22 protein-coding genes are annotated in these 20,760 nt (G+C 59.1%); 18 read left to right on the forward strand and 4 right to left on the reverse strand.

Translation table 11 applies throughout. The features are described 5' to 3' along the window. The first annotated feature begins 14 nt into the window (after nt 1-14). The 12 genes from queG to guaA all read left to right on the forward strand — a co-directional run bounded on the left by queG (nt 15) and on the right by guaA (nt 12,721). Nucleotides 15-1,163, forward strand: a complete 1,149-nt coding sequence (queG, locus tag EKM04_RS18630; RefSeq protein ID WP_183896801.1) for a tRNA epoxyqueuosine(34) reductase QueG — start codon at nt 15-17, stop codon at nt 1,161-1,163. Next, nucleotides 1,164-2,042: an SDR family oxidoreductase gene (locus tag EKM04_RS18635; RefSeq protein WP_234910958.1), complete on the forward strand. Its 879-nt coding sequence runs from the start codon at nt 1,164-1,166 to the stop codon at nt 2,040-2,042. Nucleotides 2,043-2,435: 393 nt separating this feature from the next. Beyond that, on the forward strand, nt 2,436-2,804 hold the full coding sequence (locus tag EKM04_RS18640) for a septal ring lytic transglycosylase RlpA family protein (RefSeq protein ID WP_174151911.1): 369 nt from the start codon (nt 2,436-2,438) through the stop codon (nt 2,802-2,804). A gap of 101 nt (nt 2,805-2,905) precedes the next feature. After that, nucleotides 2,906-4,195 (forward strand): RsmB/NOP family class I SAM-dependent RNA methyltransferase, encoded by a 1,290-nt coding sequence (locus tag EKM04_RS18645; protein WP_183896634.1) that lies wholly within the window; start codon nt 2,906-2,908, stop codon nt 4,193-4,195. Nucleotides 4,196-4,350: 155 nt separating this feature from the next. Further along, complete coding sequence (locus EKM04_RS18650) at nt 4,351-5,628, forward strand: imelysin family protein (protein WP_183896635.1); 1,278 nt, start codon at nt 4,351-4,353, stop codon at nt 5,626-5,628. Nucleotides 5,629-5,682: 54 nt separating this feature from the next. Further along, nucleotides 5,683-7,185, forward strand: coding sequence for a di-heme oxidoreductase family protein (locus EKM04_RS18655; protein ID WP_183896636.1), 1,503 nt, complete (start codon nt 5,683-5,685; stop codon nt 7,183-7,185). Further along, nucleotides 7,185-8,306: an imelysin family protein gene (locus EKM04_RS18660; protein ID WP_183896637.1), complete on the forward strand. Its 1,122-nt coding sequence runs from the start codon at nt 7,185-7,187 to the stop codon at nt 8,304-8,306. Before EKM04_RS18655 ends, EKM04_RS18660 begins: the two co-directional genes overlap by 1 nt. A gap of 3 nt (nt 8,307-8,309) precedes the next feature. Then, nucleotides 8,310-9,398, forward strand: a complete 1,089-nt coding sequence (locus EKM04_RS18665; RefSeq protein ID WP_174151907.1) for a DUF1513 domain-containing protein — start codon at nt 8,310-8,312, stop codon at nt 9,396-9,398. A gap of 53 nt (nt 9,399-9,451) precedes the next feature. Then, complete coding sequence (locus EKM04_RS18670) at nt 9,452-9,904, forward strand: TspO/MBR family protein (RefSeq protein WP_183896803.1); 453 nt, start codon at nt 9,452-9,454, stop codon at nt 9,902-9,904. Nucleotides 9,905-9,974: 70 nt separating this feature from the next. Further along, on the forward strand, nt 9,975-10,424 hold the full coding sequence (locus EKM04_RS18675) for a PaaI family thioesterase (RefSeq protein ID WP_174151906.1): 450 nt from the start codon (nt 9,975-9,977) through the stop codon (nt 10,422-10,424). Continuing rightward, the gene (locus EKM04_RS18680; protein ID WP_183896638.1) at nt 10,421-11,059 is read left to right on the forward strand and encodes a 5'-methylthioadenosine/S-adenosylhomocysteine nucleosidase; all 639 of its coding nucleotides are present in this window, start codon (nt 10,421-10,423) and stop codon (nt 11,057-11,059) included. The genes EKM04_RS18675 and EKM04_RS18680 overlap by 4 nt, the downstream gene beginning before the upstream one ends. Nucleotides 11,060-11,143: 84 nt before the next feature. After that, a complete protein-coding gene (gene guaA / locus EKM04_RS18685) occupies nt 11,144-12,721 on the forward strand; it encodes a glutamine-hydrolyzing GMP synthase (RefSeq protein WP_183896639.1) in 1,578 nt (525 codons plus the stop codon). A 113-nt stretch (nt 12,722-12,834) separates the two neighbouring features. Here the strand turns inward: guaA and EKM04_RS18690 are convergent, their stop codons facing one another. Beyond that, the gene (locus EKM04_RS18690; RefSeq protein ID WP_183896640.1) at nt 12,835-13,002 is read right to left on the reverse strand and encodes a hypothetical protein; all 168 of its coding nucleotides are present in this window, start codon (nt 13,000-13,002) and stop codon (nt 12,835-12,837) included. Between the two features lie 195 nt (nt 13,003-13,197). Here EKM04_RS18690 and EKM04_RS18695 point away from each other — a divergent pair, with 195 nt between their 5' ends. The 3 genes from EKM04_RS18695 to EKM04_RS18705 all read left to right on the forward strand — a co-directional run bounded on the left by EKM04_RS18695 (nt 13,198) and on the right by EKM04_RS18705 (nt 15,342). Beyond that, nucleotides 13,198-13,545, forward strand: a complete 348-nt coding sequence (locus EKM04_RS18695; RefSeq protein WP_174151902.1) for an ArsC family reductase — start codon at nt 13,198-13,200, stop codon at nt 13,543-13,545. A gap of 9 nt (nt 13,546-13,554) precedes the next feature. Further along, complete coding sequence (ybaK, locus tag EKM04_RS18700; RefSeq protein ID WP_183896641.1) at nt 13,555-14,031, forward strand: Cys-tRNA(Pro) deacylase; 477 nt, start codon at nt 13,555-13,557, stop codon at nt 14,029-14,031. A gap of 72 nt (nt 14,032-14,103) precedes the next feature. Beyond that, the gene (locus tag EKM04_RS18705) at nt 14,104-15,342 is read left to right on the forward strand and encodes an aminopeptidase (RefSeq protein ID WP_183896642.1); all 1,239 of its coding nucleotides are present in this window, start codon (nt 14,104-14,106) and stop codon (nt 15,340-15,342) included. Nucleotides 15,343-15,348: 6 nt separating this feature from the next. On the opposite strand, the gene EKM04_RS18710 is transcribed toward EKM04_RS18705, so the two are convergent. Further along, nucleotides 15,349-16,212 carry an EamA family transporter gene (locus tag EKM04_RS18710; protein ID WP_183896643.1) on the reverse strand — a complete coding sequence of 288 codons (864 nt, stop codon included), beginning with the start codon at nt 16,210-16,212 and terminating at the stop codon, nt 15,349-15,351. An 81-nt stretch (nt 16,213-16,293) separates the two neighbouring features. Here EKM04_RS18710 and EKM04_RS18715 point away from each other — a divergent pair, with 81 nt between their 5' ends. Further along, on the forward strand, nt 16,294-16,794 hold the full coding sequence (locus tag EKM04_RS18715; protein ID WP_183896644.1) for a MarR family winged helix-turn-helix transcriptional regulator: 501 nt from the start codon (nt 16,294-16,296) through the stop codon (nt 16,792-16,794). A gap of 15 nt (nt 16,795-16,809) precedes the next feature. On the opposite strand, the gene xseA is transcribed toward EKM04_RS18715, so the two are convergent. Continuing rightward, nucleotides 16,810-18,408, reverse strand: a complete 1,599-nt coding sequence (xseA, locus tag EKM04_RS18720; RefSeq protein WP_183896804.1) for an exodeoxyribonuclease VII large subunit — start codon at nt 18,406-18,408, stop codon at nt 16,810-16,812. A 196-nt stretch (nt 18,409-18,604) separates the two neighbouring features. Between xseA and EKM04_RS18725 the strand changes: the two genes are divergently transcribed. Next, the gene (locus EKM04_RS18725) at nt 18,605-18,835 is read left to right on the forward strand and encodes a hypothetical protein (RefSeq protein WP_183896645.1); all 231 of its coding nucleotides are present in this window, start codon (nt 18,605-18,607) and stop codon (nt 18,833-18,835) included. 197 nt (nt 18,836-19,032) lie between these two features. On the opposite strand, the gene EKM04_RS18730 is transcribed toward EKM04_RS18725, so the two are convergent. Then, on the reverse strand, nt 19,033-20,019 hold the full coding sequence (locus tag EKM04_RS18730) for a Gfo/Idh/MocA family protein (protein ID WP_174151895.1): 987 nt from the start codon (nt 20,017-20,019) through the stop codon (nt 19,033-19,035). Between the two features lie 180 nt (nt 20,020-20,199). Here EKM04_RS18730 and EKM04_RS18735 point away from each other — a divergent pair, with 180 nt between their 5' ends. Next, nucleotides 20,200-20,760, forward strand: coding sequence for an isochorismatase family protein (locus EKM04_RS18735; protein WP_183896646.1), 561 nt, complete (start codon nt 20,200-20,202; stop codon nt 20,758-20,760).

A 20,760-nucleotide genomic window follows, 5' to 3' on the forward strand; every position in this document is an offset into this window, starting at 1 on the left:
TCGGGAGAAAAGCAATCGACACGGCATTGCAGAAGCAACAGACGCGTGCTGCCAAGCTGACGGACTTCGTCCGCGCAGAGGCCGACGCGCTCGGCTTCGATCTCTGTCGCATCACCTCCGCCGACAGCATTCCGCTCGCGCCAGAACGGCTGCGGGAATTCATCGACAACGGCTTTCACGGCACCATGAACTGGATGGAAGAGACGCAGGAACGCCGTGCGCGCCCCAAGACGTTATGGAGCGAGGTGAAGTCCGTCGTTATGTTTGGCCTGAACTATGGCCCCGACGAAGACCCGCGCGGCATCCTGTCCAAGGCCGACAAGGCCGCAATCTCCGTTTACGCCCGCAACCGCGATTATCACGATGTCATCAAGGGACGGTTGAAAGAGATTGCCACGCGGTTTGCTGCGCGTGCGGGCGAAGATGTGAAGGTCTTCGTCGATACCGCGCCGGTGATGGAAAAGCCCCTGGCCGAGGCGGCCGGGCTGGGCTGGCAGGGCAAACACACCAATCTCGTCAGCCGCAGCCATGGGTCGTGGTTGTTTCTGGGCAGCATGTTTACCACGGCAGAGCTACAATTGGACGATGCCGAGAGGGACCACTGCGGCTCGTGCCGGGCCTGTCTCGACGCCTGCCCGACCAATGCCTTTCCCGCGCCCTACAAGCTGGATGCACGGCGCTGCATTTCCTATCTGACCATCGAGCACAAGGGGTCTATACCGCCGGAATTCAGGCCGATGATCGGCAACCGTATCTATGGTTGTGACGATTGCCTGGCCGCTTGCCCCTGGAACAAGTTTGCGGCGAACGCATCCGAGATGAAATTTCAGGCCCGCGACGACCTGAAGGAACCGGAAATCGCTTTTCTGCTGACGCTGGACGATGCCGCTTTTCGTGCTTTTTTCAGCGGATCCCCGGTCAAGAGGATTGGTCGTAACCGCTTCATTCGCAATGTCCTGATCGCTGCCGGAAACTCCGGTGACGCCAAGTTTATCGAACAATGTCAAATACTTGTACAGGATGTGTCGCCCGACGTGCGCGGTATGGCGGTGTGGGCGCTGTCAAGATTGATGGACAGGCACAGCTTCAATGCCTACGCTGGCACACGTGCATCCGAAGACGATTCGGGCGTGCTGGACGAATGGTTCTTGGCAGGAGTGTAAATGTCGCATCTGATGATTTTCGGGGCCGGTTATTCCGGCAAGGCCATCGCCAGAGCACTCCAGACCGATATGGACCGCATTTCCGGCACGACGCGCGGCGAAGACAAAATCTCGACATTGCAGTGTCAGGCCATCGCTCCCTTCATTTTTTCGGGCGAGGCGATCAGCGACGAATTGCGCGCTGAATTGCGCGGCGTTACGCACGTGGTGCAGTCGATCGCACCCAGCGCTTCCGGCGATCCACTGCTGCGGCTGTGCAAGGGCGACCTCAAAAGCCTCATGCCGGATTTGCAATGGGCTGCCTATCTCTCGACTGTGGGGGTCTATGGCAACCATGATGGCGCTTGGGTGGATGAAGACACGCCCTGCCGCCCCGTCTCCGTACGTTCCGTCGAGCGCGTGGAGGCCGAACAGGCCTGGGACGCGGCCTGTCAGCAGGCGGGCGTCAAGCTCTGCACCCTGAGGCTTTCGGGGATTTACGGTCCGGGTCGCAACGGCCTCATCAACCTTGAAAAGGGCACGGCGCGGCGACTGGTCAAGAAGGATCAGGTGTTCAACCGCATCCGTGTGGAGGATATTGGTGCTGCCACCGAATTTCTGATCGAACACAAGGCCCACGGCATCTTCAACGTGACGGATGACGAGCCTGCACCGCCGCAGGATGTTGTCGCCTTTGCTGCGGACCTGATGGATGTGGCCCCCCCGGAAGAGCAACCCTTTGAGACCGCAGAGTTGAGCGAGATGGCCCGTTCTTTCTATGGCGAGAACAAACGCGTCTCAAACCGCAAGCTGAAAGAGCTGGGCTTCGCCTTTGCCTATCCCAACTACCGCCAATCGCTGCGACAGATGTGGGATGAGGGCACCTGGCGAGATGAATAAACGTTCATATTCCGCCACCCTGAAAAATCCATCCAAAGCCCTTTTCAGGAATGTTTTAATCGCATTTTCGCCTTTTTAACCATTTGTTAAGGCGCAATCTGGCTAAAATTTTCATGTCTTGGAAAATTATTTCACAGTGAATTCGTGATCCGGTTCGCTTTACCCTATCTCTGCACGGATTTTTCGTTTGGCGTTGATTCCAAATGAATTTTTTCGAATACGTCGAAACCCATCGAAATTCACGGGGTAGACGCCCTTCACGAATGTTACAACGCGTAACACTTCGTGAACACCCATTGGCCATTTTTCGCCATCTTTCGCTCGCTCTACACTCACCTCAATTCAATACGCCTAAGTCCATCGGCGCGGGGCCGAGTATCAGGGAAGCACAGTTTGACGCATATACGACGCATGACTTTTGCGGCTGCAACTATAGCCGCATGTTCCATCATCGCTCCACTTTCAGCACAGGCCGGTACCGGCTGCGGAGGCGCATCCTGGTATGCACTGACCTCCAAGACAGCTTCGGGCGAGCGGATGAACCCTTCCAATCTGACGGCGGCTCATCGTTCGCTGCGCTTCGGCACCAAGGTCAAGGTGACCAATGCCCGCAACGGCAAGGCTGTCGTGGTTCGCATCAACGACCGTGGTCCGTTCATCAAGGGTCGCGTGCTCGATCTTTCCAAGGCAGCCGCCAAGAACATTGGCATGGTCAGCTCCGGCACGGCCAAGGTCTGCTACGAAATCATGGCCTCCAACTGAGCCTGTTGCTTCGAAGCGTTTTTTAGGGAATTCCGGGCGAAGACTTGCCCTCGACACCATTCGCGTCTACCAACCCGGACAGATTGTGAATGAGGTAGAATATGCGTTTGGGCGGGCGGTTGGCCGGGGCTATCGAAGTGTTGGCGGATATCGAGGCGCGTAGACGCCCGGTTGCCGACGCGCTGAAGGACTGGGGACTGGCGCATCGTTTTGCCGGTTCCGGCGACAGGGCCGCTATCGGGAACATCGTTTACGATGCCCTGCGCATGAAACTTTCCCACGCATGGCTGATGGATGACGGAAGCGCGACTGCGCTCGGCTATGCCGTCATGTTGCGCCAATGGGGCAAATCCGCCGAGCAGCTGACAGCCGAATTCGATGGCGACAAGTTCGCGCCGGAGCCTCTGCCAGATGCGGCTTTGTCGGCCTTCGCCTCGCGTGCGCTGTCTGACGCGCCTGCCCATGTTCAGGGTGACATTCCCGACTGGGTGCAGGCATCTTTCGAGGCGACCTTCGGTGAGGACTGGCTGCGGCAGGCAAAAGCGCTGAACGAGCGCCCGACGCTCGACCTTCGCGCCAATACGCTGAAGGCATCGCGTGCCAAGGTCATCAAGGCGCTGGAAGACGCGAAGGCCGAGACCACGCGCATCGCCCGTCAGGGTGTGCGGATTGCGGCGGGCGAAGGCCCTTCGCGTCTCCCCAATGTGACCGCCGAACTTTCCTTCCAGAAAGGCTGGTTCGAGGTTCAGGACGAGGGATCGCAGATCGTCGCAGATCTGGCCGGTGCGCAAGAGGGTGAACAGATCCTCGATTATTGCGCAGGCGGTGGCGGCAAGACGCTGGCCATGGCAGCGACCATGAACAACAAGGGGCAGGTTCACGCCTTCGACGCCGATCGCAAGCGTCTGGCACCGATCATCGAACGCTTGAAGCGCGCGGGAACCCGCAATGTGCAGGTTCACGACCGCGCCGAGGCCCTGGAACGCTATCAAAACAAATTCGACCGCGTTCTGGTCGATGCCCCCTGCACCGGCACCGGCACATGGCGTCGTCGCCCCGACACCAAATGGCGGCTGACGCAGCGTAATCTGGAAGAGCGGGTCGAGCAGCAGCGGCAGGCGCTGGATGAGGCCAAGATGTTCGTGCGCCCCGGTGGGGAGCTGGTCTATGTCACATGCTCTGTCCTTCCGGAAGAAAACGAGCGTCAGGTTCGTCATTTCTGTGCCGAGAACCCGGAGTTTTCCATCCGTTCCGCACTGGATCGCTGGACAGGCCTTTTTGGTGCCGATGCCGCCAAGCCGCATTCGGCGGATGGCGAGACCATAACGCTGACGCCTGGGACGACCGATACGGACGGCTTCTTTTTCTGTTCGATGAAGCGGAACGCCTGAGCGTTTTAAAGCCAACAGGACTGCCGGATTTGACAAGAGCCGAAATCCGGCAGCCTGCTTGGAAAGCTTCTAAACTAGAATATTTGACACAAGTTTGCGATTGGTTCAGAACTCGCCTTCACGGCCTCGTTACAAGGGGGCCGATAGGAGAGACCATGTTCCGCAAATCCATTTTTGGCGCAAGTCTTGCGCTTCTGGCCACATCCGTGACCCTCACTGCACTTCCCGCCAGCGCCGCGACCGACCCGGCAGCCGTGGTCAAACATTATGCGGAGCTGGGCTTTGCAAAATATCAGGACGCGCTGACGACGGCGCAGACACTCGACAAGGCCATCGACGCGCTGATCGCCACGCCGAGCGAAACCAATCTGAAGGCTGCGCGTGAAGCCTGGATCAAGGCCCGCATTCCCTATCAGCAGACGGAAGTCTACCGCTTCGGCAACTCGATCGTCGATGAGTGGGAAGGCAAGGTCAATGCCTGGCCGCTGGACGAAGGCCTGATCGATTACGTCGACAGCGCCTACGGCACCGAAAGCGACGAGAACGAGCTTTACACCGCCAACATCATCGCCAACAAAAAAATCAAGGTCGGCGGCGAAGAGGTCGATGCCTCCAAGATCACGCCGGATCTGATCCGCAGCCTTGCGGAAGCGGGCGAAGTGGAAGCCAACGTGACCACCGGTTACCATGCCATCGAGTTTCTGCTCTGGGGCCAGGACTTGAACGGCACGGGACCGGGTGCGGGCAACCGACCCTATACCGATTACGACACCAAGAATTGCACCGGAGGCAATTGCGACCGTCGCGCCGATTATCTGAAGGCGGCCTCGACGCTTCTGGTGGCCGACCTCAAGGAAATGACGGACAACTGGGCACCGGATGGCGAAGCGGCAAAAACCGTGGAAGCCGACCCGAAGAAGGGGCTGACGGCCATTCTGACCGGCATGGGCTCGCTGTCTTACGGCGAACTGGCAGGTGAACGCATGAAGCTTGGCCTTCTGCTGCACGACCCGGAAGAAGAACATGATTGCTTCTCCGACAACACCTACAACTCGCATCTGAACGACGCCATCGGCATCGCAGCCGCCTATAGCGGTGAGTACACGACCGTGGACGGCAAGACCCTGACCGGCCCATCGCTTTCGCAACTCGTTGCCGCCAGTGACAAGACGCTGGATGCCGAAATGAAGGCCAAGCTGACCAAGACGTTGGATGCCATGCACGCCATGGAAAAGCGCGGCCAGACGGTTGAGGCTTACGACCAGATGATTGCCGAGGGTAACAAGGACGGCAACGCGACCGTGCAGGCTGCGATCGACGGGCTTCTGGACCAGACCAAGACCATTGAACGCGTGATTGCAGCTCTCGATCTGGGCAAGATCCAGCTCGAAGGCTCCGACAGCCTTGATAGCCCGAACGCTGTCTTCAAGTAGGATAATGAGGCGGGCCGCGTTGATAACATGCGGCCCGCTTCTCCCTTTAGGTCGATGGGTGTGAAACGCTTGCGGTCGCTTCTTTTCCTCTGTCCGCTTCTGATCGTGGCCGCCACTGGCGAGTTGCTGACGGCGGCTGAAACAGGCAAGCAGCCTGTCCTTTCTGCGCAAGACGCAGTGCGTGTCCGAAACGTCACGCAACCAACAACAGACTTTTCCAAGGCAGAGCCGTCCGAGGCCATGTCTGCCGGTGCGGCGACAACAACTGAAATGCGCGATCCGTTTTCGCAGGCCTCCGCCAATATGACCTTCGAGCGTGGCCAGGATTTCAAGCTGGGCAATGCGCTGTTTCAGAAATTGTGGGTGTCTTCACCGTCTTCCACGCAGGCCTCCGACGGGCTGGGGCCGCTTTACAATGCGCGGTCGTGCCAGACCTGCCACATCAAGGATGGGCGCGGGCGTCCACCGGTGGAGAATGAAGACGCGGTTTCGATGTTTTTGCGCCTGGCGCGGCCCGCACGCACCCCGGACGAATTACGAGCGATCCGCGACCACGATGTGGTGAACTTTCCCGATGCGACCTATGGTGGGCAGCTACAGAACCTTGCCGTCCCGGGCCTTAAGGCGGAAGGCAAGCTTACCATCTCCTATGAGGAGCAGATGGTCACGCTTGGCGACGGAGAGACCGTATCGCTGCGAAAGCCCACATATACTATTAACGGGCTGACTTACGGACCGCTGGAGCCCGACACGACGCTCTCTCCCCGCATTGCCCAGCCGACGCTGGGTCTGGGCCTGATCGAGGCTATCACAGACGAAGATATTCTGGCCAATGCCAGGCCTGACGGCGGCAGACCGGCATGGGTGCGGGACCACCGGACAGGTGAATTGAAACTCGGTCGCTTCGGCTGGAAGGCGCAGAATGCCAGCGTGCGGGATCAGGCCGCCAATGCGCTGTCCCATGATATCGGCATCTCCTCGCCGGATACGCCGAATGCCTTTGGCGACTGCACGGACAAGGAGCCGGACTGTCTGGCCATGCCGACCGGTGTGCAGAAGCGACTGGGCGACGTGGAAGCGCCCTCGCCCGTGCTGGATCTGATGACCTTCTACACTGAGAATCTGGCCGTCCCCGCGCGACGCAATGTCGATGACCCCTCAGTTCTGCGGGGCAAGCAGCAGTTCTATGAGGCGGGATGTGCGTCCTGCCATAGGCCGAAATTCGTGACCAAGCGCGACGCCAACGATGCGCTGCATTCTTTTCAACTGATCTGGCCCTATTCCGATTTTCTATTGCACGACATGGGCGAGGGATTGGCGGATGGTCAGCAGGTGGGCGAAGCGGGCGGGCAGGAATGGCGCACCCAGCCGCTCTGGGGCATTGGCCTGACGCAAGCCGTCAATGGCAATGGTTTTTACCTGCATGACGGGCGCGCGCGCAGCCTGAGCGAAGCGATCTTGTGGCATGGCGGCGAGGCGCAAACAGCGCGCGATGATTTTGCTGCCTTGCAAAAGTCCGATCGGCAGGCTTTGCTCAAATTTCTGGAGTCCCTTTGATGGAAAATGCGATGCGAAAAATTCACGCCCTTCTGCCACTCGCGTTTCTATGCAGCTTCGGCCATGCAATTGCGCAGGATGTGGAACTGATGCCGCCGCCACCGCTGGACCCGGTGAAAGTCCGCAGCGTGATGGAAAAGGCCGTGGATGGCTTCATTCGCCCCGGCTATGACGGTTTTCGCGATAGCGCCGAGGCGCTGGAGGGGAAGATGCAGGCGCTGTGCGCCGCGCCTTCCGCAGACACGATGGCGGCGGCGAAAGCAGGCTTTGCGGATGCGGCCCACGCATGGGCGGGCATCGAGATCGTCCGCGTCGGCCCCGTCATCGAGCAGAACCGTTTCGAGCGGGTGCTGTATTATCCCGACAAGAAGGGTCTCGGCCTCAAGCAGGTGCAGCGGTATCTCTCGGAAAAAGACGAGAGCGTGACGACGCCGCAGGGGTTGCGGGCAAAAAGCGTTGCGGCGCAGGGTTTTGGTGCGCTGGAATATGTGCTTTACGGCACGGGTGCGGACGCCATTCTGACGGACAGGAACGGCTTCCGTTGCCGCTATGGCGCGGCCATTGCGGGCAATGTTGCCAATATCGGCAAGGAACTGTCCGAACTCTGGGACGCGCCCGATGGGATGGCGAAGAACTGGAAGGAACCCGGACCTGCCAATCCGGTGTTTCGTGACGAGCGAGAAGCGCTGGTGGCGCTGCTGGGCATTCTGGTCCATGGATCGGAAGCCATTCGCGACCAACGCATCGAAACCTTCTACAAGGGCCCGGACAATGCCAAATTTCCGCGCACCGCGATCTACTGGCGATCGGGCCTGACATGGAAGAGCATCGGCGACAACGTGTTCGCTGTTCAGACGCTGCTGCACAAGGCAGGCATGAACGAACTTCTGCCACCCGACCAGCGCTCGATCATGGGCTCTATCGACTTCATCGCCAAATCGATGGTCCGCGTGTCCGGCACTATCGAGCCCGATGTGGAAAAGGCGCTGGATGACGACAAGGAACGCGCCAAGGTCGATTATCTTCTGTTGAACGGCAAGGACCTTATCTACCGCATCAACGACCAGTATGGTGGGGCCGTCGGCCTCAGCTCCGGCTTTTCGTTCGCGGATGGAGATTGAAGGGTGGCGAGGGACAAACGACTGCTGATCGATCGCCGCACGTTCATCAAGGCGGCGGGATTGCCGTTTCTGGCAACGCTTGCGCCGCGCTCGCTCTATGCGCTGGAGCGAACAGATGCGGTCTTCGCCTCGGCTTTCCGCGACCGCGACGGTTCCTACGGCGTTGCGACGGTGAGCGAAGCGGGAGAGATCATCGATCGGCTGGTTCTGCCCTCCCGCGCCCATGGCATGGCGACCAGCCGTGCAACCGGCGTGACGGTGGCCTTTGCTCGCAGGCCCGGCACCTTCTTCATGGCATTCGACCCGGCCAAACGGCACGAACCCATCGTGATGCACACGCCCGAGAACCGGCATTTTTACGGCCACGGGCAGTTTTCACCGGATGGATCGATCCTCTATGCCAGCGAAAACGACTTTGACAGGAATCGTGGTGTGATCGGTCTCTACGATGCCCGTGATGGCTTCAGGCGCATCGGTGAATATGATGCGCGCGGCATCGGCACCCATGACATGACTGTCAGCGATGACGGGCGGATGATCATCATCGCCAATGGCGGCATTGAGACACACCCCGATTTTGGTCGCACCAAACTCAACATCGATGCGATGGAGCCTTCGCTGGTGCTGCTCGATGCGGCGACGGGGCGGCTGATCCAGCGGCATGGGCTTGCGAAAGACCTGCGCCAGCTTTCAACCCGCCATGTCGATCTGGGACGTGACGGGCGCATCTGGTTTGCCTGTCAGTATGAGGGGCCGCGCAACGATTTGCCGCCGCTGGTGGGGTATTTTTCCAAGGGTGATGATCTCCATTTCATCGACCTGCCGGAAGAAACCACCGCGCGACTGGCCAATTATGTCGGGGCCATCGCCATCAATCGAAACGACGGCATCGTCGGCCTGACATCGCCCAATGGCAATGCGACGGTGATGCTGGATGAGAAAAACGGAAGGGTTGTCGGCGAGACGGCGCTTCGCGAGGCCGCAGGTGTGGCAGCTGCGACAAAAGGCATCGTCACCTCGTCCTATGACGGGCAATTCGGGACCAAAACCAGTGCTGTGGCGTGGGACCAGCACATTGTGAGACTTGCCTGATAAATTGCTAAAATAACACCGGAACAGAAGGCACGTCTATGCATTTCATGTCTATGAAAAAAGCGCTGGTCTATTTCCTTTTCGTTCTGGCAGTCGTGACCACCGGCGCGTTGATCGGCATGAACAACGTGCCGGGCGAATGGTACCAGTCGCTCAACAAGCCCTTTTTCAATCCACCCAACTGGATTTTCGGGCCTGTCTGGACGGCACTTTACGTGATGATCGCGATTGCTGGAGCACGCACGTGGCTGCAAAGCCGCATGGGCGGGCGCATGCAGCTGTGGGGCAGCCAGATGCTGCTGAACTTCATGTGGTCACCGATCTTCTTCACGATGCAGAGCCCCGCCGGCGCGCTGATCCTGATCGTGCCGATGCTGATCTGCGTCGTCGCGTTCATCCTCATGACCGCCACGCGCGACCGCATCTCCATGTGGCTTTTCGTGCCCTACGCGGTGTGGGTTGCGTTCGCCACACTGCTCAATGCCAGCATCGTTTATCTGAATTAGCACCCAGCCTCCCCTTGCCATGCCGCGATCAACGCGCCATGTTTTTTCAAAGAACAGGAAAGGCAGGGGAATGAATTTCACCGATCCCGGCGATTTTCGCCAGAGGATAGAAAAAAGCTTCGCACGTCAGGGCGTCGTTCAGGCGATCAACGCCGAGATTTCACGCATCGAGCACCGGCTGGTGGAAATCGAGCTGCCGTTTCATGCCAAACTCACGCAGCAGCACGGCATTTTGCATGCGGGTGTCATTGCAGCCGCGCTGGACACCGCCTGCACCTACGCCGCCTATACGATCATCGCGCCGGAGACTTCGCTCCTGACCATCGAGTTCAAGGTCAATCTTATGTCGCCGGGGCGCGGCGAGCGGTTTCTGTTTCGCGGAGAGATCACCAAGCCGGGTAGCAACATCATCGTCGCAGACGGTCGCGCCTATGCGCTGTCCGATGGACCCGCCAAGTTGATTGCCTCCATGACCGGCACGATGATGGTGATGAAGGGCCGCGAAGGCTTCGACGAATGACGGATGACACTGTCGATGTGGCGGGCAAACGTCTGCTGTTCGTGATGGCTGCCGATGCCGAATATGGCCCGCACCTGAAAGCGCGTTTCACACCGCTGATGACGGGCGTTGGCCCGGTGGAAGCCGCTGTTTCGGTGGCGACCGCGCTTGCCGAACTGCGGATGCGGGACAGTCTGCCCGATCTCGTTGTGTCGTTGGGTTCTGCCGGATCGCGCACGCTGGAGCAGGCGCAGGTCTATCAGGCCACCTCCGTATCCTATCGTGACATGGATGCGTCCGCCTTCGGGTTCGAGAAAGGCTGCACGCCGTTTGTCGATCTTCCTGCCGAAATCGCTTTGCCTTTGCGCATTCCAGAGGTGGCGCAAGCGCGGCTTTCCACCGGCGCCAATGTCGTCTCGGGTGCGGACTATGACGGGGTAGATGCTGATATGGTGGAGATGGAGACGTTTGCCGTTTTACGGGCCTGCCAGCGCTTCGACATTCCACTGATCGGTCTGCGCGGTATCTCCGATGGCAAGGCGGATGTCAGCCATATCGATGACTGGACGGAATATCTGGACGTGATCGACGCGAAGCTGGCGCAAGCGGTCGACAGGCTGTGTCGCGCCGTGGAAGATGGCGAGATCGCGCTCTAAAGGTCTTGCTAAATCGCTTATTTTCTGGCTTTTCAGGCCATGTCACGGGTTGCCTAAAGCCCCGGATTTCTTTAAAGGCTCGCCATGACCCAGATAGCCCATCCCGACAGCATCCTCATCATCGATTTCGGCAGCCAGGTGACGCAGCTTATTGCGCGCCGTGTTCGCGAGGCCGGAGTCTATTGCGAAATCCATCCATTTCAGAACGCCGCAGATGCGTTCGAGAAGCTGGCACCCAAGGGCGTGATCTTCTCCGGTGGTCCCGCTTCCGTGACGGCAGAGGGGAGCCCGCGCGCACCGCAGGCTGTGTTCGATTCCGGCATCCCGATCCTGGGCATTTGCTACGGCCAGCAGACGCTCTGCACCCAGCTGGGTGGCACAGTCGAAGGCGGGCACGCGGCGGAATTCGGCCGTGCCGATATCGAGATCAAGAAGGCAAGCCCGCTGTTTGACGGTTTCTGGGAACTGGGCGGACGCTACCCGGTCTGGATGAGCCATGGCGACCGGGTGACGCAATTGCCGCATGGTTTCGAAGTGGCCGCGACATCCGAAAACGCGCCGTTTGCGATCGCCGTCGATGAAGAGCGCCGCTATTACACCACCATGTTCCACCCGGAGGTCATGCATACGCCTGACGGTGCAAAGCTGCTGTCAAACTTCGTGCACAAGATCGTCGGTCTGAAATCAGACTGGACCATGGCAGCCTACCGCGCCGAGATGATCCGCAAGATCCGCGAGCAGGTCGGTACCGAGCGGGTGATCTGCGGCCTGTCGGGCGGCGTCGATTCCTCCGTTGCCGCGGTGCTGATCCACGAAGCCATCGGCGACCAGCTGACCTGCATTTATGTCGATCACGGCATGATGCGTCTGGCCGAAAGCGATCAGGTCGTGACCATGTTCCGCGACCACTATAATATTCCTCTGGTGCATGTGGATGCGTCAGACGTGTTCCTGACGGAACTGGCCGGTGTCTCCGACCCGGAAGTCAAGCGCAAGACCATAGGTCGTCTGTTCATCGAGACCTTCGAGGCCGAAGCCGCCAAGATCGCGTCCGACGGCAAGGGCGCGCCCGCATTTCTGGCGCAGGGTACCCTCTACCCTGACGTCATCGAAAGCGTGTCCTTCTCCGGCGGTCCATCCGTCACCATCAAGAGCCACCACAATGTCGGCGGTCTTCCAGAGCGCATGAATATGAAGCTGGTGGAGCCGCTGCGCGAACTGTTCAAGGACGAGGTGCGCGTGCTTGGCCGCGAGCTTGGTCTGCCCGAAAGCTTCATCGGCCGCCACCCCTTCCCCGGCCCCGGCCTCGCCATCCGGTGCCCCGGTGTCGTGACGCGCGAAAAGCTGGATATTCTGCGCAAGGCCGATGCCGTCTATCTCGATGAAATCCGTAAGGCTGGTCTCTACGACACCATCTGGCAGGCCTTTGCCGTGCTGCTGCCGGTGCAGACTGTCGGCGTTATGGGCGATTACCGCACCTACGACTTCGTCTGCGCCCTGCGCGCCGTAACCTCGGTGGACGGCATGACGGCAGATTTCTACCCTTACGACATGAACTTCCTGGGACGCGCGGCAACCCGCATCATCAACGAAGTCAAAGGCATCAACCGCGTCGTGTATGACGTGACCAGCAAGCCGCCTGGCACGATCGAGTGGGAATAAAGTCAGCAGTTCTGCAATGAAAAAGCCGGTCGATGAAAACACATCGACCGGCTTTTTATTGATCTAATATTTATCAGGCGAAACGCTGCCGCTCAGCCAACAAGAATTCAGGCTTAGAGCTGAACCTTGTCGAAGGCCGTGCGGTCGATGCCGAGTGCGTCGAGGTCAGCGCCTGCTGGCTTGCGGTGGGAGCGAACAGCAGCGGAAACGGCCAGAGCTGCGCCGAAAACGGCAAAAGTTTCGCCAAAGAATTTACGGGATGTCTTGGTCACGTTACGCATGTGGTTATCTCCTTCGTGTTGCCCAGAATATGAGCATGCGAAGGCTTTTGCACAACTCATGATATAGCAGGCAAGCCATGCAGCGCAGCTCGAACTCATTTGGATGTCAGACCGTGCAAATTTGCATGGCTCGATGCGATTTGAAAGCGTTCGAGATTTTGCTATGTCTGGCGCAGGCATGAAAAGGTTGATGATATGACGGTTACGATTTACGGCATCAAGAACTGCGACACGATGAAGAAGGCGCGCACCTGGCTGGAAGCGAGGGGCATCGACCATGTGTTTCATGACTACAAGAATGCCGGGATTGATGACGCCCACCTCAACGCGTGGTGCGACGCAACGGGTTGGGAAACGGTGCTGAACCGCGCAGGCACAACGTTCAAGAAGCTGGATGAGGCCGACAAGGCCAATCTGAACCGCGAAAAGGCCATCACCTTGATGCAGGCGCAGCCTTCCATGATCAAGCGGCCGGTTCTGGAGGCAAAGGGCAAGATCACGGTTGGCTTCAAGCCTGATGCCTATGCCGCGCTTTTCGGTTAGGCGAGATCCATGTCGAAGACGACACGCGCGACTCAGGTGCTGACCAAAGCCGGTATCTCCTTCACGACCATCACCTATGACTATGATCCAAATGCGGAGCGCATCGGTCTTCAGGCGGCAGAAGCCATCGGTGCCGAACCGCATCTGGTGCTGAAAACCCTGATGGCCGAGGTCGATGGCAAGGCGGTCTGCGTTGTCGTACCCTCCGATCATGAGGTCAGCATGAAGAAGCTGGCTGCGGCTTTTGGCGGCAAATCTGCCCATATGATGAAGCCAGCCGATGCCGAACGCGCCACCGGATATCATGTCGGCGGCATCAGCCCTTTCGGCCAGAAAAAGCAGGTGCCGACGGCCATAGAACACCAATCGATGCACCATGATCTCGTCTATATGAATGGCGGCCAGCGGGGATTGCAGGTCCGGCTTTCACCTGCCGATGCACAGGCCGTTCTCAGGGCCATCGCCGCGCCGCTCATGACCGAATAGCAGAAAGCCGGTTGGCTTTCGCGGTGAATGGGCTATGTTTCGCGCCTCTCAATACAGACGTGAAGGCGTATCATGACAGTCTCCCCCATCGATCCCGTCAAACTGGAAAAGCTGGCTGAAGTTGCGATCAAGGTCGGGCTGCAATTGCAGAAGGACCAGGATCTGGTCATCACGGCACCGCTGGCTGCGCTGCCGTTGGTGCGGTTCTTGACCAAGCACGCCTATATGGCTGGCGGCGGTCTGGTGACGGCTTTCTATTCCGACGAGGAAACGACACTGGCGCGTTACAACCATGCCAGTGACGCCAATTTCGACCGGGCCTCCGGCTGGCTTTATGAAGGCATGGCGAAAGCCTATGCAAACGGAGCTGCCCGATTGGCCATCTCCGGCGACAACCCGATGCTGCTGGCCGATGCTGACCCAGCCAAGGTGGCACGCGCCAACAAGGCGAACTCCACAGCCTACAAGCCAGCCCTCGAGAAGATTTCCAACTTCGATATCAACTGGAACATCATCTCCTACCCCAATCCATCCTGGGCCAAACAGGTGTTTCCGGGTATTCCCGAAGACGAGGCTGTGAAGAAGCTGGCCGATGCGATTTTTGCGGCGTCACGCGTCGATCTGGCCGATCCGGTTGCCGCTTGGGCTGAGCACAATGCCAACCTTGCAAAGCGCTCCAAGTGGCTGAATGGCGAGCGGTTCTCCGCCCTGCATTTCACCGGACCCGGCACCGATGTGACCATCGGTCTGGCAGACAGCCATGAATGGCACGGTGGTGCCTCTGTCGCCAAGAATGGCGTCACCTGCAATCCCAACATTCCGACCGAAGAAGTCTTCACCACGCCGCATGCGCTGCGGGTGGATGGCTACGTGTCCTCGACCAAGCCGCTGTCGCATCAGGGCACATTGATCGACGATATCCAGGTCAAGTTCGAGGCAGGTCGCATCGTGGAGGCCAGAGCGTCCAAGGGCGAATCCGTCCTGAACAAGGTTCTGGATACGGACGAGGGCGCAAGACGTCTGGGGGAAGTGGCCCTGGTGCCGCACTCCTCCCCCATCTCCGCCAGCGGCATATTGTTCTACAACACGCTGTTCGATGAAAATGCGTCCTGCCACATCGCGCTGGGTCAATGCTATTCCAAGTGCTTCCTGGATGGTGCGTCACTCACGCAGGATCAGATCAAGGCGCAGGGGGGCAACTCCAGCCTCATTCACATCGACTGGATGATCGGCTCGGACCAGGTGGATATCGATGGCGTCAGAGACGATGGCACCGCGGTACCCGTGATGCGCAAGGGCGAGTGGGCCTGACGAGGTCTAGCGTGGCGCCATAGTTTTCTGACTGATCCACACGCTGGACAGCACCATGACAAAACCGGCGATCTGGACTGGCGCGAGGCTTTGACCGAGCGCCAGCCAGCCTAAAAGCGTCGCTGCCACGGGGCTTAAGAAGCCGAGTGATGCCGCCACCGATGGCTCGATGCGCGAAAGCCCGCGAAACCACAGGAGATAGGTAAAGGCCGCGCCGATCAAGCCGAGATATGCCAGACCGAGAATGTTTGCCGCGCTGAGTGCGGGCAAAGCGGGCTCGAGATACCAGGCGACCGGCACGAGCAAGAGGCCGCCCGCCGTGAGCTGCCACGCGGTAAATGTCAGGCTGGAGACCGGCGGCTGCCATTTGCGCGTCAGGACCGTACCGAACGCCATGGAGACAGCACCGGCAAGAGCGGCTGCAATCCCAACGGGGTCTAACGCCGCATGGGGTGTCACCACCAAGAATGCCACGCCTGCCATGCCGATGATACCGGCGGCGATCGCCAAGGCGCGAATGGGACGCGCCAGAAACACTCGCGATAGCGCGATGACGATCAGAGGCTGTACTGCGCCTACAGTGGCCGCCACTCCGCCGGGCAGACGGTAGGCAGCGACGAACAACATGGCCCAGAAGACAGCGAAGTTCAGCCCACCCAGAAGAAACGCCCGGCCCCACCAGATGCCGAACGGTAACCTGCGAACAAACAGCAGCAACAGCAGTCCTGCAGGCAGGGCACGCAGCATGGCGACGTGCATAGGGTAGCCATGCGGCAAAAACTGGGTCGTGACGAAGTAGGTACTCCCCCAAATGGCGGGGGCGATTGCCGTCAAGGCGACGTCAGAGATGTTATGCGCATATTTCTTCATTTCAAGAATCTCTATATCAAGATAAATCCAGTGTACGCATCTTTATCTTGACGTCAAGAGACTTGCTGATATCTTTCGTTCATGAGTCAAAAAACCGAAGCTGATCACGTCGACGCCATTCTGGCCCAATGGGGACGGGAAAGGCCTGATCTCGATGTCGCACCCATGGGCATTATGGGCCGTCTGCACCGTCTGGCCACCCATCTCAGCCGCGAGGTTGAGACCGTTCTGCTGCAACACGGATTGTCCTCTTCAGCTTTCGATGTGATGGCAACGCTACGCCGGGCAGGAAAGCCGTACAGACTCTCGCCCGGCGACTTGCTTGAAATGACCATGGTCAGCTCAGGCACCATGACCAACCGCATCGACCAGTTGGAAAAAGCAGGACTGGTGGAGCGGATCAACAATCCGGATGACCGGCGGAGTGTGCTGATTGCCTTGACGGAAAAAGGGTTTGCGACGGTGGACGCGGCGGTGACGGCGCATGTCGCAAACCAGCACCGGCTGCTTGCCGCCATCAGCGAAAAAGACAAAGCCGAGTTCAACCGCCTGCTGAAAACGTTTCTCGCCGGCCTTGAGTGAGGCGGCGGCGACCGGCTAAAACAGGCTGCCCTGACCAGCCGGACCCGATATCGGCGCCTTTGTGGTTTTTTTCTTCGGCACAGATGCAATGCCGCCTTCTGTGGCCACGTCTTCACCTGTGGCAACCGCCGAAACGCGACCGTCGGCAAATTCCATCGACACCATCGTACCTGACGTGACAGCGGCCGCACGGGTCAGCGGATTGTTATCCTCATCGCGAATGACCGCGTAGCCGCGCTTCAGTACATTCTTGTAGGACAGCGATTGCAGGATACGGTCATGGGCGGCAAGGCCCGAGCGGTTTTGCGCCATGCGGTGCAAAACGGCGGTATCGGTGCGGCGGGCGGCGCTGGCCACCCTTTCCTTTTGGCGCTCCAGCTGACCAAGAAGCCGGGCCGGCAGAGCACGCAGCGAAGAGTCCGAGGACGACACGCGCGATTGCGCCTGCAAGAGGCGGCGCTCCACCAGACTTTCGGCGCGCTGCATGCGCTCTTGAATACGCTGGCGTTGTTGTTTGAGGCCGTGGGCCAGCACATCCGGGCGGAGGCCCGATGCGGTGCGCTCAAAACTTCGGCGCTTGTTGAGCGTATTGAGTTCCAGCCCACGACCCAGACCACTGGCGGCTTCATCGAAACGACGACGTGGCAGGGCAAGCAACTGATCGATGGAAGGGAGTGCCCGAACCAGGGCCCGCACGCCCTGGCGGCGATTGTCCATCTGCCGGGACATGGAACCGGACAGCCGCGCAGACAGGCCCGCAAGCTGCGCTTCCAGATCAGCCCGAACAGGTACGGCTATTTCGGCTGCACCCGTGGGCGTCGGCGCACGCACATCGGCGGCGTGGTCGATGAGTGTCGTATCGGTTTCGTGGCCGACGGCAGAGATCAACGGGATCTGGCTTTCTGCGGCAGCCCGCACGACGATCTCGTCATTGAAGCTCCAGAGATCCTCCAGGCTACCGCCGCCGCGCGCCACGATGAGCACGTCTGGACGCGGAATGGGACCACCAATCTCCAGCGCGTTGAAGCCTCTGATGGCATTGGCAACCTCTTCGCCCGACCCTTCGCCCTGCACTTTCACCGGCCAGACCAGCACATGCACGGGGAAGCGATCGGAGATGCGGTGCAGAATATCACGGATGACGGCGCCTGTCGGCGATGTGACGACACCGATGACACGGGGCATATAGGGCAGCCGGCGCTTGCGCGTCTGATCGAACAGACCTTCGGCGGCCAGCTTGCGACGACGCTCTTCCAGAAGCGCCATGAGCGCGCCGGCACCGGCAGGCTCCAGGCTTTCGATGACGATCTGGTATTTGGATGAGCCGGGGAAGGTCGTGATCTTGCCGGTGGCGATAACCTCCATGCCCTCTTCCGGCCGGAACTTCAGCTTGGAAAAGCTGCCCTTCCAGATGACGGCATCAATGCGGGCACGGTCATCCTTTAGCGAGAAATAGGCATGGCCTGACGTGTGCTGGCCACGATAGCCGGAAATCTCCCCACGCACGCGGACCTGATCGAAAGCGGTCTCAACCGTGCGCTTGATCGAGCCCGATAGCTCCGAAACGGAAAACTCGGCAAGATTGGTGAGGGGCTGGCTGAAAATGTCGCTCATGCCCTTTACTACCGCCATGTCCGGCGATTCGCAAACCGGCTTGATGACGCGGATTTGACAATTTTCTGCCGATTAAATTTCACAAAATTGCAACAATCTGCTATTTTGGAAGTTGAACGTGCATATACGGAGGAGAATACGGGTCTTTGAGGATGACGGTGCCTTTCCTCAGGCCCTCTGGAGGAGGAGCGGCATCATGGTATTTGTTCTTGGACTTTCGCTCGGCGTTGCGGCGCTTGCCCTTCGCTCCTTGACCGCTATTGCGGCCACCGGCATCTTGATCCTGGTCGCCTTCACTGTGGCAGCCCTGGTTTCTGCATCCAGCGTCCAATTCTTAGCGCTTCTGGTTGCTCTGGCAGGTTATAATGTCGGAATTGCAACCGGCTTCGGCGCCGCGCTTGCGATGCGAGGACTGCGCGCCGTTTGAACGCGGTGTACATTCGGGGTGCAATTGCGCGTCGTTTCGGTGATCCGAGACGGAACGCGTCGCTTGAAGCTCCCACTCGTTGAGTTGCCCTGCAGTTGAACGCAGTGTGAGCGGGCGTGTGCCCCTACCTATTGCCACAATCCCGGCTTATCTCAGCTACACTTTGTGCTCAGACCTCCGACGCGGAATGAACCGGATCAGACCGTCTCCCACCCGTCCTTTTCAGCTGCGCGATAGATCGCATCGATGAAGCGCTGGCTGTTCCTTGAACTTTCCAACGAAACGACCTCGGCTTTGCCGCCGCCCGCAGCCGTCGCGAAGGCCTCAATCTCACGACGGTACTGGCGGCTATCCTGAAAGCGGAAAACCTGCGAGTGGCCGTGGCTCTGATTGGTGAGCTCCACCTCTTCAGCACCCCAGCGGTTGGCGTTGAAGGGTGACTTCACTTCGATATAGCCTTCGGTGCCGTGCAGCACCATGAGCTGGCGGCCGGCAAGCTGGGTGGAAATGTAGAAACTGAGTTCGAAATCGCCAAAATCCGCTTTGACGCTGGCATAGAAATCCGTGCCGAATTCCGGGTCGCGCTCGACCACGGCCTGGACGCGTTTTGGCTCCTTGCCCGTCGCAAAGCGGGTGGTGATGGTCGGGTAGACGCCGATATCGGGAAGCGCGCCACCGCCAAGTTCCGGGATGTTGCGCATGTTGCCGGGATCGCGGTTGAAATAGGTAAAGGAGCCCTGCACGTGTTTCAGCGTGCCGATGGTACCGGCCGTCAACAATTCGCGCACCTTCAGCCATACCGGTGCATAGGTCACCATATAGGCTTCCGAAATCAGCACCCGGTTCCGGTCTCGCGCGGCGATCAGGCTGTCGATCTCGTCTGCCTTCAGCGCAATCGGCTTTTCGCACAGCACATGCTTGCCCGCGTCGGCGGCCTTGATGGACCACTCCACATGCTGTGCCGTGGGCAGCGGAATATAGACGGCGTCGATGACGTCGGACGCCAGCATCTCCTCATAGGACCCGAAGGCATGCGGCACGGAGAAGCGGTCTGCCAGTTGCCGGGCCTTGGTCAGGTCACGGCTGGCAATGGCTGTCACGACAGCGTTTTCCGCATCCTGAATAGCCGGGATAACAAGCTCACGACCGATTTTCGCCGTCGACAATATTCCAAAACGCAACATGCATGCCTCCACTGTGATGGGGGTACCTTAGCATGCGAATGCAGACACGCAACCGTTGACACCCAAGGGTACAACACGTACCCCTATGGCTGAAAATGTCCTTTATTCGGCGCTACGTGTACTTTTACCCTATTGGATAATGGGAAAGACTGTAACAATCAGAAATTGGAGTTACAGAAAATGTCCCATCCACAAACAGCACTGCTGGTCATTGATGTGCAGGAATCTTTCCGTCATGCCCCCTACTTTGATGAAAACGGGCTGGCTGGCTATCTCGCAGCTCAGCAAAAGCTGATCGATGGCGCAGAAGCGGCGGGCATGCCCATCGTGCAGATTTTTCATGTCGATGGCGACCGGGCCTTTGCCGAGGAGAGCGGCTTTGTCCGGGCGCTGGAGGGGCTTCGCATCCAGCCGACCGTGACCTTTCGCAAGAACCGCCATTCGGCTTTCATCGGTACGGGCCTCGATATCTGGTTGACCCAAAACGGCATCAACCGCCTGATTGTTTCCGGCATTCGCACTGAACAGTGCTGTGAAACCACCACACGCCAAGGTTCTGATCTCGGCTATACGGTCGATTTCGTGACCGAGGCCACATTGACGTTCCCGATGACGCATGCGTCCGGCAAGGTCTTTTCAGCGGCGGATATCGCCATGCGTACCGAACTGGTCCTTTCCGGGCGTTTCGCGCGGATCGTAACCGTGGACGAAGCCTTGCAGCCACGACAAGAAGCGGCATGA

The organism is Rhizobium skierniewicense Ch11, from assembly GCF_023757665.1.
GTDB lineage: Bacteria > Pseudomonadota > Alphaproteobacteria > Rhizobiales > Rhizobiaceae > Agrobacterium > Agrobacterium skierniewicense.